Below are 13,739 nucleotides of genomic sequence, written 5' to 3' on the forward strand. Positions count from 1 at the left end.
TCAGCCCTCCTCGCCGACGGGGCGCGGGGCGCGCGACGAGGCGATGCCGGCTTCGAACTCGTCGCGGAAGTGGGCCAGGGCGCTCGCCAGCGGCATGGCCGCCCCCGGGGCATGGGCACAGAAGGTGCGGCCGGGGCCGAGATCCCGGGCCAGGTCCTCGAGCAGCTCGATATCGCCCGGCTCGCCCTCGCCGCGCTCCAGGGCCGCCAGCAGCCTCACCGTCCAGGGCAGGCCATCGCGGCAGGGCGTGCACCAGCCGCAGGATTCCCGGGCGAAGAAGGCCTCGAGGTTGCCAAGCAGCGGCACCATCGGCTGGTCGTCGGGCACCACCGTCAACAGGCCGGTGCCCAGGCGGCTGCCGGCGTCGCCAATGGTGTCGAAGTCCAGCGCCAGCGAGAGGTGCTCCGGCAGCAGGAAACCGGTGCTCGCGCCGCCGGGCAGCCAGGCCTTGAGGCGGCGCCCGCCGGTCAGGCCGCCGGCGCGCTCCAGCAGCTCGCCGGCGGGCGTGCCCATGGGCAGCTCCCAGAGCCCCGGGTGCGCGACCCGGCCCGAGACCCCGAACAGCTTGGTGCCGCCGTCCTCGCTGAGCCCCCCGGACAGCGCCTGGTACCAGTCGGCGCCGTGACGCATCACCCCCGGCACGTTGCACAGCGTCTCGACGTTGTTGACCACGGTGGGCTTGCCCCAGGCCCCGGACTGGCCGGGAAAGGGCGGCTTGGCACGGGGGTTGGCGCGATGCCCCTCCAGGGAGCTGATCAGCGCCGTCTCCTCGCCGCAGATGTAGCGCCCGGCGCCGGTATGCAGGGCGATGTCGAAGTCGAAGCCGCTGCCGGCGATGTCGGGGCCCAGCCAGCCGGCGTCGCGGGCCTCGTCGAGGGCCAGGACGAGGGCCCGGGCGGCCTCGCGGTACTCGCCGCGCAGGAAGATGTAGCCCTGCCGCGAGCGGTTGGCGAAGCCGGCCAGGATCATGCCCTCGATCAGCAGATGGGGCAGCTGCTCCATCAGCAGGCGATCCTTGAAGGTCCCGGGCTCCATCTCGTCGGCGTTGCACACCAGGTAGCCCCGGGGCAGGTCGCCGCCGGTCAGCGTCAGGCTCCACTTGGTGCCGGCGGAGAAGCCGGCCCCGCCCCGGCCGCGCACGTTGGCCGCCTTCAGGGTGGCGATCACCGTCTCGGGCGTCTGCTCGCCGAGCACCTCGCGCACCGCGGCGTAGCCGTCCCCGGCGAGGTAGTCGTCGAGGGCGACCCGCCGGCCATCCTCGCGCAGCCGCCAGGTCAGCGGATGGGTCTCGGCGCGGCGCTCGGCGGGCGCCTGGCGCAGCCGGCTGTGGTAGCGGGGCGCGACGCTCATGGATAGCCCTCCAGCAACGCGTCGAGGTCGTCGGGGGCCAGCGGCCCGTAGGTGTCGTCATCGATCATCAGCGCCGGCGCCCCGTCGCAGGCGCCCAGGCAGCACACCGGCAGCAGCGTGAAGCGGCCGTCCGCGGTGGTCTGGCCCAGGCCGATCGACAGCCGTTCCTCCAGGGCGGCCCGCAGCTCGGCGAAGCCGCACAGGAAGCAGGAGCTGCTGTCGCAGAGCAGGATCACGTGACGACCCACCGGTTGGCGGAAGATCAGGCTGTAGAAGGTCGCCACGCCTTCCACGTCGGCGACGCCGATGCCCAGCGCCTCGGCAATCGCCGGGATGGCGCCGTCGGGCACCCAGCCGTGGCGGCGCTGGACGATCTTGAGCGCCTCGATGCAGGCCGCCTGGGGCTGCTCGTAGTGGTCGCGCTCGCGGCGCATCGCGCGGCGGTCCGCGGCGTCGAGCACGAAGCCGTCACCGTCGGAGGCGATGGGAGCGCGGGGTGGGGGTGTCGGGGTCTCGGCCATGATCAGCGGTCCACGTCGGCCATCACGAAGTCGATGCTGCCCAGATGGGCGATCAGGTCCGGCACGAAGCCGCCGCGCATCAGCGCCGGGATCTGCTGCAGGTGCGGAAAGCTGGGCGTGCGGATGCGGGTCCGGTAGCTGGTGGTGCCGCCATCGCTGGTCAGGTAGTAGCCATTGATGCCCTTGGTGGCCTCGACCATCGCCAGCGACTCGCCGGGGGGCAGCACCGGCCCCCAGGAGACCTGCAGGAAGTGGGTGATCAGGGTCTCGATGTGCGCGAGCATGCGCTCCCGGGGCGGCGGCGTGGTCAAGGGGTGGTCGGCCTTGTAGTCGCCGGCGGGCATGTGGTCGATGCACTGCTGGAGGATGCGCAGGCTCTGGCGCATCTCCTCGATGCGTATCCGGCCGCGGTCGAAGGCGTCGCCGCGGCTGCCCAGGGGCACCTCGAAGTCGAACTGCTCGTAGCCGGAATAGGGGCGGCGCTTGCGCAGGTCGAAGTCCAGCCCGGTGGCCCGCAGGTTGGGGCCGGTCACGCCCCAGGCCAGGGCCTCCGCGCCGTCGAAGGCGGCCACGTCGCGGGTGCGCTCGCGGACGATGGCGTTGTCCATCATCGACCGGTCGTACTCCCTGAGGCGTTTCGGCATCCAGTCGACGAAGCCCTGCATCAGGGTGTCCCAGCCCCGCGGCAGATCCTGGGCGACGCCGCCGATGCGATACCAGGCCGGGTGCATGCGAAAGCCGGTGATCGCCTCGATGACCTCGTAGGCCTTCTGGCGATCGGTGAAGGTATAGAACACCGGCGACATGGCCCCCAGGTCCTGGAGGTAGGTGCCCAGGAACAGCAGGTGGCTCGAGATGCGGAACAGCTCGGCCATCATCACGCGGATGGTCGCCACCCGCGCCGGCACCTCGATGCCGGCCAGCGTCTCCACCGCGAGCACGTAGGGCAGGTTGTTCATCACCCCGCCGGTGTAGTCGATGCGGTCGGTGTAGGGGATGAAGCTGTGCCAGGTCTGGCGCTCGCCCATCTTCTCGGCGCCGCGGTGGTGGTAGCCGATGTCCGGCACGCAGTCGACGATCTCCTCGCCGTCGAGCTGCAGGATGATGCGAAAGGCGCCGTGGGCCGAGGGGTGGTTGGGACCGAGGTTGAGGAACATGAACTCGGTGTCCTCGCGCTGGCGGCGCATGCCCCAGGCCTCGGGGTCGAAGCGCAGGGCCTGCTGCTCGCGCTGCTGGCCCGCCACGGTCAGGGTGTAGGGATCGAACTCGGTGGCGCGGGCCGCGTGGTCCTTGCGCAGCGGGTGGCCCTGCCAGGTCGGCGGCATCAGCAGCCGCGTCAGGTGCGGGTGCCCGGCGAAGCGGATGCCGAACATGTCCCACACCTCACGCTCGTACCAGGCCGCGTTGGGGAACACCCCGACACAGCTGGGCACCTCGAGGTCGGCACCGTCCAGCGCCACCTTGAGCATCACATCGCGGTTACTCGCCACCGACAGCAGCTGGTAGAAGACCGTGAAATCCGCCGCCGGCAGGCCCTCGCGATGGTCGCGCAGGCGCTCGTCCACCGCCGAGAGGTCGAACAGCATGGCGAAGGACGCCGGCAGGTCACGCAGCGCCGCCAGGGCCTCGAGGAGGCAGCCCCGGTCCAGCCACAGCACCGGCATGCCAACCTGGCTCGCCGGTTCGACCCATGCGCGGTCGCCGAAGCGATGCCTGAGGGTCTCGACGGCGGGGTCGGCCTCGCTGCGACTCGATGGCGGCGCGACGCGCATGGCGGTGGATCCTCCCGTCTCGGTGATGGGGTGGCCTTCGGCTCAGATGCCGTCCGGCGAGCGCAGCTCGGTGGCCTGGATGCGCTGCTCCCGCCAGCGCTCGCGCTGGGAGGGCATCTCGGCCCGGTAGACGCCCTGGTCGCCGACCACCCAGGACAGCGGGCGCCGCTCCTGCTGGATCGCCTCCTGGAGCAGCATCAGGCCCTGCAGGAAGGCCTCGGGGCGCGGCGGGCAGCCCGGCACATAGACGTCCACCGGCAGGAACTTGTCGACTCCCTGGACCACCGAGTAGATGTCGTACATGCCGCCGGAATTGGCACAGGAGCCCATCGAGATCACCCACTTGGGCTCGAGCATCTGGTCGTAGAGCTGCTGGATCACCGGTGCCATCTTGAGGAAGCAGGTCCCGGCGATGACCATGACGTCGGCCTGCCGCGGCGAGGCGCGGATGACCTCGGCCCCGAAGCGGGCGATGTCGTGGGGGGACGTGAAGGCCGTGGTCATCTCCACGTAGCAGCAGGACAGGCCGAAGTTGTAGGGCCACAGCGAGTTCTTGCGCCCCCAGTTGACCGCCGAATGGAGGATCTCCTCGAGCCGGCCGGTGAAGACGCTGCGGTGCACCTGCTCGCGCAGGGGATCCGGGGTCGAGCGACTCTCGCCCAAGGGGTAGCGGGCACCGTCAGGCGGCTCGTCCGCCTCGGCGCGCGTCAAGGTGTACTGCATCGGGCACCTCCCTCTGCCCGGCCGCCTGGCCGGGTCATGGCGACATCATGGAACGGATCAGGCGTCGGGCCGGCGCGTCGGGGCGGGACGGCCCCGTCCCTTCGGCGCCCAGTCCAGCACTCCCACCCGGCTGTCGTAGAGCAGTCCGGCCAGCAGCACGACGATGAACAGCGCCGCGGCCCAGAAGCCGGCCCAGCCCACCTCGCGCACCGACACGGCCCAGGCGAACAGGAAGACGGCCTCGATATCGAAGATCACGAACAGCATCGCGACCAGGTAGAACTTGACGGAGAAGCGGTGACGGGCGCTGCCGACGCCCGTCACGCCGGATTCGAAGGGGAGCGTCTTGCTGGGGCCGCGACTGCGGCCGCCGAGCAGGCTGGAGAGCCCCATCATCAGGGCACAGAGGGTGACCACGGCAAGCAGGAAGAGCCCGATGGCCCAGTGCTCGGCAACCAGTGCTGTGGCGTCTTGCTCCATGGCAGGCCCTCGCCGCCGGATCCCTGGCCGGTCAGTCAGCGCCGGCCCCGATCATTCACCGCGGCCCACCGTCGCCCGGCGTGGCCGCGCCGTATCGACAAGCCTAGAAGATGCTCGGGGTTTTGCGCGAGGCCGGCGCGCGTCTCATGCTCGGCACAACGGCGCCAGCCAGGCCTCGGCGAGCCACAGCACGACGCCGTAGCGGCCGCCCTTGGCGACGACGATCAGCGCCGCCGCTCGCCACCAGGCCAGGCGGAAGATCCCGGCCAGCACGGTGAGCGGATCGCCGATCACCGGCGCCCAAGCCAGCAGCAGGCTCCACTCGCCGTAGCGGTGGTACCAGCGCTCGCCCCGCGCCAGCCCCCGCGGCGAAACGGGGAACCAGCGTCGCGCCTGGGAGTGGCGCGCATAGCGCCCCAGGGCCACGTTGATCAGGCTGCCCAGGCTGTTGCCGGCGGTGGCCACCGCCCACAGCCCGAGCCCGCTCGGGTCCTGGCACCACTGCCGGGCCAGCCACACCTCGGAGCCGCCGGGCAGCAGGGTGGCGCTGGCCAGCGCCACCAGGAACAGGCTCAACATGGCCGAGTCCCGGCCGGCTGCAGTATGCTGAGCGCCGGTTCATGACGACAAGATGACAAGACGATGTCCTCCATTCCCCATACCCTGACCATCGCCGGCTCCGATCCCTCCGGCGGCGCCGGCCTGCAGGGCGATCTCAAGACCCTCTCGGCGCTGGGCACCTATGCGACCAACGTCATCACCGCGGTGATCGCCCAGAACACCCGGGGCGTGGCCGCGGTGCACCCGGTCCCGGCGCCGGTGATCGCCGAGCAGCTCGACAACCTGCTCGAGGACGTGCATATCGATGCGGTGAAGATCGGCATGGTCGCCGACCGCGAGGTGGCCGAGGCGATCGCGGCGGCGCTGCGCCGGCATCGGCCGCGCTGGATCGTGCTCGACCCGGTGATGGTGGCCAAGAGCGGAGACATCCTGGTGGATGCCGCCGGCATCGCCGCGGTGCGCGATGTGCTGGTGCCGCTGGCCGACGTCATCACCCCCAACCTGCCCGAGGCCGCCGTACTGCTCGACAGCGAGGCCCCGCGCACCCCGGATGCCATGGAGGCCATGCTGCCCGGCCTGCAGGCCCTGAAGGCGCCCTACGTGCTGCTCAAGGGCGGCCACCTGAGCGGCGAGGGCTGCCCGGACCTGCTGGCCACGCCCGCGGGCAGCGCCTGGCTGCCGGCGCCGCGCATCGCCACCGACAACCTGCACGGTACCGGCTGCGCGCTGTCCTCGGCCATCGCCGCCCGCCTCGCCCACCTGCCGCCGGACGCCTCGATCGAGGCCATCGCCGAGGCCATCGGCGAGGCCAAGCGCTGGCTGCATGCGGCCCTCGAGGCCAGCCGGCGCCTGGCCGTGGGTCAGGGCCGGGGCCCCGTGCATCACTTCCACGCCTGGTGGTAGCGCATCCGGCTTGCGCCCCGCGCCGGGGCCGCCCATGCTGAGACGGTGATCTCCGGCGTCCTGAGGGTTGTGCCATGTCCCGCACCCTGCTGTTTGCCTGTGACCTCTCGGCCGAGAACCGCGCCGCCTTCGCCCGGGCCATCCGCCTGGCCAACCAGAGCGGCGCCCGCCTCGACATCGTCCACGTGCTCGACCCCTATCTGCCGCGTCGGGTGCTGCACGACCTCGAGGAGGCGGTGGTGGCGGACATCGCCGCCACCCTGACCGACATCCGCGAGGACTATGCCCTGGACGAGCCGGCCAGCCTGATCCAGACGGTGGCCGGCGAGCCCTATGCCGAGATCATCCGCGAGGCCCATGACCGCGAGGCCGACATGATCATCCTCGGCGCCCATCGCAAGCGCGGTCAGCCCGACCTGGTCGCCGGCACCACCCTGGCCCGGGTGCTGCGCAGCGCCCCCTGCCCGGTGCTCTCGGTCAGCCACCCGCCCACCCAGGAGTGGCACGACATCCTGGTGCCGGTGGACTTCTCGCTGACCTCCCGGCACACCCTGCGCGAGACCCTCAAGCGCTTCCCCGAGGGCCGCCTGACGCTGTTGCATGCCTGGAACATCCCCGGCGAGCGGGAGCTGGGCTCCGATACCGACTACGCGCGCTGGCGGGATCGCGAGGTGGAGCAGCTGCGCCGCCACCTCGAAGAGGAGACCGAGCAGCTGATGAGCGAGCTCGATGACGTGCCCGACCTGGAGCTGGTGCTGGAACAGGGCGATCCCCTCGACGTGCTGATGACCCACCTGCGGCGCCAGCCTCCCGACCTGCTGGCCCTGGGCAGCCGCGGCCAGCTGGGCCGCCACAGCCAGATCACCGAGCGGCTGCTGGCCGAACCCCACTGCGACATCATGCTCTGCCGCGCCTGGTAGGGCGGCCACGCCCTATACAGAACTCCTACAGAGGCGCTGTCATCACGGGATACCGTTCCCACGTGGCGGTGTCCCATGCCGATCGCGCGAGGCGCTCTCCCCGCCTGCTGGTCGTCCCCTGGCCGCGGTGGTCCCTGGGCGAGGCCTTCCGGGACGCCCTGCTGGGGCGCTGAGCCCGGGCCATGCTAGGCTCCCGGCTTCAGCCAACGAGGGAGCCCCCATGAAAGCCCTGATCCAGCGCGTGCGCCATGCCAGCGTGACCGTGGACGATCGCGAGACCGGCGCCATCGACCACGGCCTGCTGGCCTTGGTCGGCGTCGAGAAAGGCGACGACGAGCCCCAGGTCGAGCGGCTGCTGCACAAGCTGCTGCACTACCGGGTGTTCGGCGATGCGGACGGCAAGATGAATCGCAACCTGCAGCAGGTCGATGGCGGCCTGCTGCTGGTCTCCCAGTTCACCCTGGCCGCCGATACCCGCAAGGGACTGCGTCCCAGTTTCTCCAGTGCCGCCCCCCCGGCCGAGGGTGAGCGCCTCTTCCGGCGGCTGGTCGAGCGGGCCCGGGCCACCTGGCCACGGGTGGCCACCGGCGAGTTCGGTGCCGACATGCAGGTGGCGCTGGTCAACGACGGCCCGGTGACCTTCCTGCTGGAGAGCCACTGACCCCGACCGTGGTCGTAGGCGAGGCGCGCCAGGCCTCGTCCTGAGCCGCACCGCTTCCTGTCAGGGCGCCTGGAGCTCGGCGGCGAGCCGCTCCAGGGCCTCCTCCGCGGCCAGCCACTCCTGCTCGAGCGCCTCGAGCCGCGCGGCCAGTTCCCCCTGCTCGGCGAGGCGCGCGGTGAGCTCGTCCTTGCGTGCCTCGTCGGTGTAGAGCTCGGCCTCGGCCAATGCCTCCTCTACCACGGCGAGCCGCCGCTGTACCGTCTCCATCTCACGCTCGGCCCGGTCACGGTCGCGCTTGAGGGGCCTGAGCTGCTCGCGCAGCTCGGCGGCGGCCCGACGCGCCGCCTTGCGATCCTCCCGGGGCGCCTCGACGGCTTCCTGGCGCTCGGCCTTCTCCACCCGCGCCTCGCGGCGCTGCTGCTCGAGGCGCGTCTTGAGCCAGGCCCGGTAGTCGTCGAGGTCGCCGTCGAAGGGGGTGACGCGATGGTCGGCCACCCGCCAGAACTCGTCCACCGTGGCCCGCAGCAGGTGCCGGTCGTGGGAGACCACGATCACCGTACCCTCGAAGCTCGCCAGCGCCTCGGTGAGCGCTTCGCGCATCTCCAGGTCCAGGTGGTTGGTAGGCTCGTCCAGCAGCAGCAGGTTGGGCTTCTGCCAGGCCACCAGGGCCAGCGCCAGCCGGGCCTTCTCGCCGCCGGAGAAGCATGCCACGTCCGCGAAGACGTCGTCGCCGTGGAAGCCGAAGCCGCCCAGGAAATTGCGGATATCGAGGTCGGCGGCCCGCGGGGAGAGCCGCTGGACGTGCATGAAGGGGGTGGCCGAGAGATCCAGGCCCTCCAGCTGGTGCTGGGCGAAATAGCCGATGGCCAGGTGCTGGCCGGGCACCCGGCGCCCGGCGAGCAGCGGCAGCTCGCCGGTCAGCGACTTGATCAGGGTCGACTTGCCGGCGCCGTTGGGCCCCAGCAGGCCGATGCGCTGGCCCGGCTGGAGGGCCAGCCTGACGTGGTCGAGCTGCACGGTGTCGCCATCCTCGCCGGCATAGCCGAGCGCGGCCTCGTCCAGCACCAGCAGGGGGTGGGAGGTCCTGTCGGCGGCGGGGATGGTGAAGTGGAAGGGCGAGTCGGCATGGGCCACGGCGATGTCGCCCATGCGCTCGAGCATCTTCAGCCGGCTCTGGGCCTGGCGGGCCTTGGTGGCCTTGTAGCGGAAGCGCGCCACGAAGCGCTCGATCTCCTCCTTGCGGGCCTGCTGCTTGTCGGCCTCGGCCTGCTGCAGGGCCAGCTTCTCGGCGCGGGTGCGCTCGAAGGTCGAATAGTTGCCCCGATAGAGCACCAGGCGGCGACGATCGAAGTGCACGATATGGTCGCAGACGGCATCGAGGAAGTCGCGGTCGTGGGAGATAAGCAGCAGGGTCCCGGGATAGCGGGTCAGCCACTGCTCCAGCCACAGCAGGGCGTCGAGGTCCAGGTGGTTGGTGGGCTCGTCGAGCAGCAGCACATCGGAGGGCATGAAGAGGGTGCGCGCCAGGTTGACGCGCATCCGCCAGCCACCGGAGAAGTCCGAAAGCGGGCGGTCCAGGTCGGCCTGGCCGAAGCCCAGCCCGACCAGCAGCTGAGCCGCCCGGGCCGGGGCGCTGTAGCCGTCCAGCGCCTCGATGGCACCGTGCAGTTCCGCCTCGCGATGATCGTCGCCGCGGGCCCGGGCCGCCGCCAGGGCCGCCTCGGTGTCGCGCAGGGCCCGGTCGCCGTCGAGCACGTAATCGAGAATGCTGCGCTCCAGGGCCTCCACCTCCTGGGCCATATGGGCGATGCGCTGGCCGCCGCTCATCTCCAGCTCGCCGCGGTCCGGGGCGAGCGCGCCGAGCAGCAGACCGAACAGGCTCGACTTGCCGGCGCCATTGGGCCCCACGATGCCCGCCTTGTGGCCGGCGTGCAGGGTCAGGTCGGCGTCCTCGAACAGCGCTTGGGTGCCGCGTTGCAGGGAAACTTGGCGCAGTGCGATCATGCAGGCTCCACTCCGATACGTGAGGCTGCCGCCATCGCGACGACAACCGTGTCATGACCGACGATTCTACCGAATTGCCGTCGACTCTGCGGTCCCGCCTGGCCGCCGCGCCGCTGTGGGACTTCGCCCTGGCCCTCTATGGCCGTCCCGGCGTCGAGGCCGCCTGCCTGCACCTCCAGGACGATGCCGGTATCGACGTGACCGAGCTGCTCTGGCGCTGCTGGCTCTATCGCCACGGCCTGGCGACCGGCGAGGCGCCCGCGGCGGTCAGCCGCTGGCAGGCCGAGGTCACGGCACCGCTGCGCCGGCTACGCCGCGCCCTGAAGGACGAGGCGCCTCACCGGAAGGGGGTCGCCGCCCTGCGCGAGCGCCTCAAGGCGTGCGAACTCGATGCCGAGCGCGAGGCGCTCGCGCGCCTCGAGGAACACAGCCTCGCCGGCCACGCCCTGCGCCCCCTGTCGAGCCCCGCCCCGGGACTGGAAACCGTCCTGCCTCTTGTCTCGCAACTACAGAAAAAATCGCATCTTTTTGCCTTGAGAGCGTTGGAAGGCCAGCTTGACCCCTCCTGACCCCCCAGCTAGCCTGAATTCACCTGCAACAATAAGACCATCGTTTGCGCCGGGCGATATCACCTTGATTCTCCGGCCATATCAGCAGAGGAAGCTATATGAAGACGTCACACAAGCTGTTGGCCACCGCCGGCATCGGCGCCGTGGTGCTGGGCATGTCCACCGCCGCCTATGCGGATAACTGGCGCTATGCCCATGAGGAGTACGAGGGCGATGTGCAGGACGTTTTCGCCCAGGAATTCAAGCGCTATGTGGAGGAAAACTCCGACCACAGCGTGCAGGTCTACCGCTTCGGTGAGCTCGGCGAGTCCGACGACATCATGGAGCAGACCCAGAGCGGCATCCTGCAGTTCGTCAATCAGTCGCCCGGCTTCACCGGCGCCCTCATCCCGGCGGCGCAGATCTTCTTCATTCCCTACCTGATGCCCACCGACATGGAGACGGTGCTTCAGTTCTTCGACGAGAGCAAGGCCATCAACGAGATGTTCCCCGAGCTCTACGCCGAGCATGGCCTGAAGCTGCTCCAGATGTATCCGGAAGGCGAGATGGTGGTCACCGCCGACGAGCCGATCACCGAGCCCGCGGACTTCAACAACAAGAAGATCCGCGTGATGACCAACCCGCTGCTCGCCGAGACCTACAACGCCTTCGGCGCCACCGCCACGCCGCTGCCCTGGGGCGAGGTCTACGGCGGCCTGCAGACCGGCATCATCGACGGCCAGGAGAACCCGATCTTCTGGATCGAGTCCGGCGGCCTCTACGAGGTCTCCCCGCACCTGACCTTCACCCGGCATGGCTGGTTCACCACCGCCATGATGGCCAACCTGGACTTCTACGAGGGGCTCTCCGAGGAGGACCAGCAGCTGGTGCAGGACGCCACCGACGCGGCCTATGACCACACCATCGAGCATATCCAGGGCCTGGCCGAGGAATCGCTGGCCAAGATCCAGGAGGCCTCCGACGAGGTCACCGTGACGCGCCTCACCGACGAGCAGATCCAGGCCTTCAAGGAGCGCGCGCCCCGGGTCGAGGACAAGTTCCTCGAGATGACCGGCGAGGACGGCAAGGCGCTGCTCGAGCAGTTCAAGGCCGATCTCGAGGCCGTGGAGGGGCAGGATCAGGGCTGATCCCGGCCCACGGCCGCCAGCACCCACGGGAGGGGGCAGCCAAGCTGCCCCCGCTTTGTTTCCGGCCCCCGTCCATCAGCGTTCACGCAACGTTGATCCCACGGGCGCCCCGACACGACGCGAGCCATTACGCTGCTCGACAGGGATGCCGGTTTTCCGCCATGTCCGCTGCAAGGGAGTACGGCCATGACCGACGAAGATTCCGAGAAGCACTACCGCTCCGGACTGCCGGGATTCCTCGGCACCATCGATACCTTCATCAGCAAGGTCGAGGCGGTCATCCTCGCCATGGGCGTACTGTTGATGGCCACCAATACCATCGCCAATGTCATCGGCCGTTTCGTCTTCGGCTCCAGCATCTTCTTCTCCGGGGAGATCAATCGCATCCTGATCATCATGATCACCTTCGCCGGGATCGGCTATGCGGCGCGCCACGGCCGCCATATCCGCATGTCGGCGATCTACGACGCCCTGCCGGTGGGCGGCCGCCGGGCCCTGATGATCGTGATCTCGCTGTTCACCTCCCTGGTGATGTTCTTCCTGCTCTATTATTCCATCATCTATATCCTCGATCTCTACGGCAGGGGGCGCATCCTGCCGGCCCTGGGCTTCCCCATCTTCATCATCTATGTCTGGGTCCCCCTGGGCTTCCTGATCACCGGCATCCAGTACCTGCTCACCGCCATCAAGAACATGACATCCCACGATGTCTACCTGTCGACCACGGTCGTCGACGGCTACAAGGATACGGAAACGGAAGTCTGACGCAGGGCTGCTGACCCGGGGGAACGCTAGATGACGACAGTAATGGTTGTGACCATGATCGCCCTGCTGCTGCTGGGCTTTCCGATGATGATCCCGCTGATCTCCGCGGCGGTCATCGGCTTCTACATGATGTTCAACGGCCTGGGGCAGATGGACACCCTGATCCAGCAGATGATGGCGGGCATCCGGCCGGCCTCGCTGATCGCGGTACCCATGTTCATCCTCGCCGCCGACATCATGACCCGCGGCCACTCGGCCGACCGGCTGATCAACATGGTGATGTCCTTCATCGGCCACGTGAAGGGCGGCCTGGCGGTCAGCACCGCGGCGTCCTGCACCCTGTTCGGGGCGGTCTCCGGCTCCACCCAGGCCACGGTGGTGGCGGTGGGCTCCCCGCTGCGCCCGAAAATGCTCAAGGCCGGCTACTCGGACTCCTTCACCCTGGCGCTGATCATCAACGCCAGCGATATCGCCTTTCTGATCCCGCCCAGCATCGGCATGATCATCTACGGGGTCATCTCCGGCACCTCCATCGGCGAGCTGTTCATCGCCGGCATCGGGCCGGGGCTGCTGATCCTGCTGATGTTCGCCGTCTACTGCGTGATCTATGCGGTGGTGCGCGACGTGCCCACCGAGCCCAGGTCCAACTGGCGCGAGCGCCTGAGTGCGGTGCGCATGGCCCTCTGGCCGCTGGGCTTCCCGGTGATCATCGTCGGCGGCATCTATGGCGGCATCTTCAGCCCCACCGAGGCGGCCGCGGCCTGCGTGCTCTACGCCACCCTGCTGGAGTTCGTCGTCTTCCGCTCCCTGAAGATGGGCGACATCTACGCCATCGCCAAGTCCACCGGCCTGATCACCGCCGTGGTGTTCATCCTGGTGGCGGTGGGCAACGGCTTCTCCTGGATCATCTCCTTCGCCCAGATCCCCCAGACGATCCTCGAGGCCGTGGGCATCAACGAGGCGGGGCCCACCGGGGTACTGATCGCGATCTGTATCGCCTTCTTCGTGGCCTGCATGTTCGTCGACCCCATCGTGGTGATCCTGGTGCTGACCCCGATCTTCACCCCCGCCGTGGAAGCCACCGGCCTGGACCCGGTGCTGGTCGGCATCCTGATCACCCTGCAGGTGGCCATCGGCTCGGCGACGCCCCCCTTCGGCTGCGACATCTTCACCGCCATCGCCATCTTCAAGCGGCCCTACCTGGACGTGATCAAGGGGACGCCGCCGTTCGTCTTCCTGCTGATCCTGGCCGCGGCCCTGCTGATCATGTTCCCGCAGATCGCCCTGTTCCTGCGCGATCTGGCCTTTCGGTAGCTGACCCTGAAGCTTTGTCTGAAAAGTCGGCGAGCGATGGCCAGACAAGGCAAAAATCGGAGAAAAGAC

Annotated in this window: 14 protein-coding genes; 7 read left to right on the forward strand and 7 right to left on the reverse strand. The window is 69.4% G+C overall.

Going from position 1 to position 13,739, the window contains the following annotated elements; translation table 11 throughout:
- The 6 genes from FHR97_RS06645 to FHR97_RS06670 form a co-directional block, all read right to left on the reverse strand.
- On the reverse strand, positions 1–1,350 hold the full coding sequence (locus FHR97_RS06645) for a complex I 51 kDa subunit family protein (protein ID WP_183382989.1): 1,350 nt from the start codon (positions 1,348–1,350) through the stop codon (positions 1–3).
- Positions 1,347–1,871, reverse strand: coding sequence for an NADH-quinone oxidoreductase subunit NuoE (gene nuoE, locus FHR97_RS06650; RefSeq protein ID WP_183382990.1), 525 nt, complete (start codon positions 1,869–1,871; stop codon positions 1,347–1,349). The genes FHR97_RS06645 and nuoE overlap by 4 nt, the downstream gene beginning before the upstream one ends.
- Positions 1,872–1,873: 2 nt before the next feature.
- Positions 1,874–3,643, reverse strand: coding sequence for an NADH-quinone oxidoreductase subunit C/D (nuoC, locus tag FHR97_RS06655; protein WP_183382991.1), 1,770 nt, complete (start codon positions 3,641–3,643; stop codon positions 1,874–1,876).
- 42 nt (positions 3,644–3,685) lie between these two features.
- Positions 3,686–4,366: an NADH-quinone oxidoreductase subunit B gene (locus FHR97_RS06660; protein ID WP_183382992.1), complete on the reverse strand. Its 681-nt coding sequence runs from the start codon at positions 4,364–4,366 to the stop codon at positions 3,686–3,688.
- Between the two features lie 57 nt (positions 4,367–4,423).
- Entirely contained in the window at positions 4,424–4,846 is a 423-nt protein-coding gene (locus tag FHR97_RS06665) for an NADH-quinone oxidoreductase subunit A (RefSeq protein ID WP_183382993.1), read from the reverse strand.
- Between the two features lie 144 nt (positions 4,847–4,990).
- Positions 4,991–5,425, reverse strand: coding sequence for a YqaA family protein (locus FHR97_RS06670; RefSeq protein ID WP_183382994.1), 435 nt, complete (start codon positions 5,423–5,425; stop codon positions 4,991–4,993).
- 63 nt (positions 5,426–5,488) lie between these two features.
- Here FHR97_RS06670 and thiD point away from each other — a divergent pair, with 63 nt between their 5' ends.
- The 3 genes from thiD (at position 5,489) to dtd (ending at position 7,891) form a co-directional block, all read left to right on the forward strand.
- On the forward strand, positions 5,489–6,310 hold the full coding sequence (gene thiD / locus FHR97_RS06675; protein ID WP_183382995.1) for a bifunctional hydroxymethylpyrimidine kinase/phosphomethylpyrimidine kinase: 822 nt from the start codon (positions 5,489–5,491) through the stop codon (positions 6,308–6,310).
- A gap of 74 nt (positions 6,311–6,384) precedes the next feature.
- Entirely contained in the window at positions 6,385–7,230 is an 846-nt protein-coding gene (locus FHR97_RS06680) for a universal stress protein (protein ID WP_183382996.1), read from the forward strand.
- Positions 7,231–7,450: 220 nt separating this feature from the next.
- Positions 7,451–7,891, forward strand: coding sequence for a D-aminoacyl-tRNA deacylase (dtd, locus tag FHR97_RS06685; RefSeq protein WP_183382997.1), 441 nt, complete (start codon positions 7,451–7,453; stop codon positions 7,889–7,891).
- 60 nt (positions 7,892–7,951) lie between these two features.
- Here the strand turns inward: dtd and FHR97_RS06690 are convergent, their stop codons facing one another.
- A complete protein-coding gene (locus FHR97_RS06690) occupies positions 7,952–9,895 on the reverse strand; it encodes an ABC-F family ATP-binding cassette domain-containing protein (RefSeq protein ID WP_183382998.1) in 1,944 nt (647 codons plus the stop codon).
- A 53-nt stretch (positions 9,896–9,948) separates the two neighbouring features.
- Here FHR97_RS06690 and FHR97_RS06695 point away from each other — a divergent pair, with 53 nt between their 5' ends.
- From FHR97_RS06695 to FHR97_RS06710, 4 genes are all read left to right on the forward strand, one after another.
- On the forward strand, positions 9,949–10,464 hold the full coding sequence (locus FHR97_RS06695; protein WP_183382999.1) for a TIGR02444 family protein: 516 nt from the start codon (positions 9,949–9,951) through the stop codon (positions 10,462–10,464).
- A 98-nt stretch (positions 10,465–10,562) separates the two neighbouring features.
- Entirely contained in the window at positions 10,563–11,591 is a 1,029-nt protein-coding gene (locus FHR97_RS06700; protein WP_183383000.1) for a TRAP transporter substrate-binding protein, read from the forward strand.
- A 186-nt stretch (positions 11,592–11,777) separates the two neighbouring features.
- Positions 11,778–12,356: a TRAP transporter small permease gene (locus FHR97_RS06705; RefSeq protein ID WP_183383001.1), complete on the forward strand. Its 579-nt coding sequence runs from the start codon at positions 11,778–11,780 to the stop codon at positions 12,354–12,356.
- A 30-nt stretch (positions 12,357–12,386) separates the two neighbouring features.
- Complete coding sequence (locus FHR97_RS06710; RefSeq protein WP_183383002.1) at positions 12,387–13,670, forward strand: TRAP transporter large permease; 1,284 nt, start codon at positions 12,387–12,389, stop codon at positions 13,668–13,670.
- Positions 13,671–13,739: the final 69 nt, after the last annotated feature.

Origin of the sequence: Halomonas stenophila (genome assembly GCF_014192275.1) — a bacterium.
Lineage (GTDB): Bacteria > Pseudomonadota > Gammaproteobacteria > Pseudomonadales > Halomonadaceae > Halomonas > Halomonas stenophila.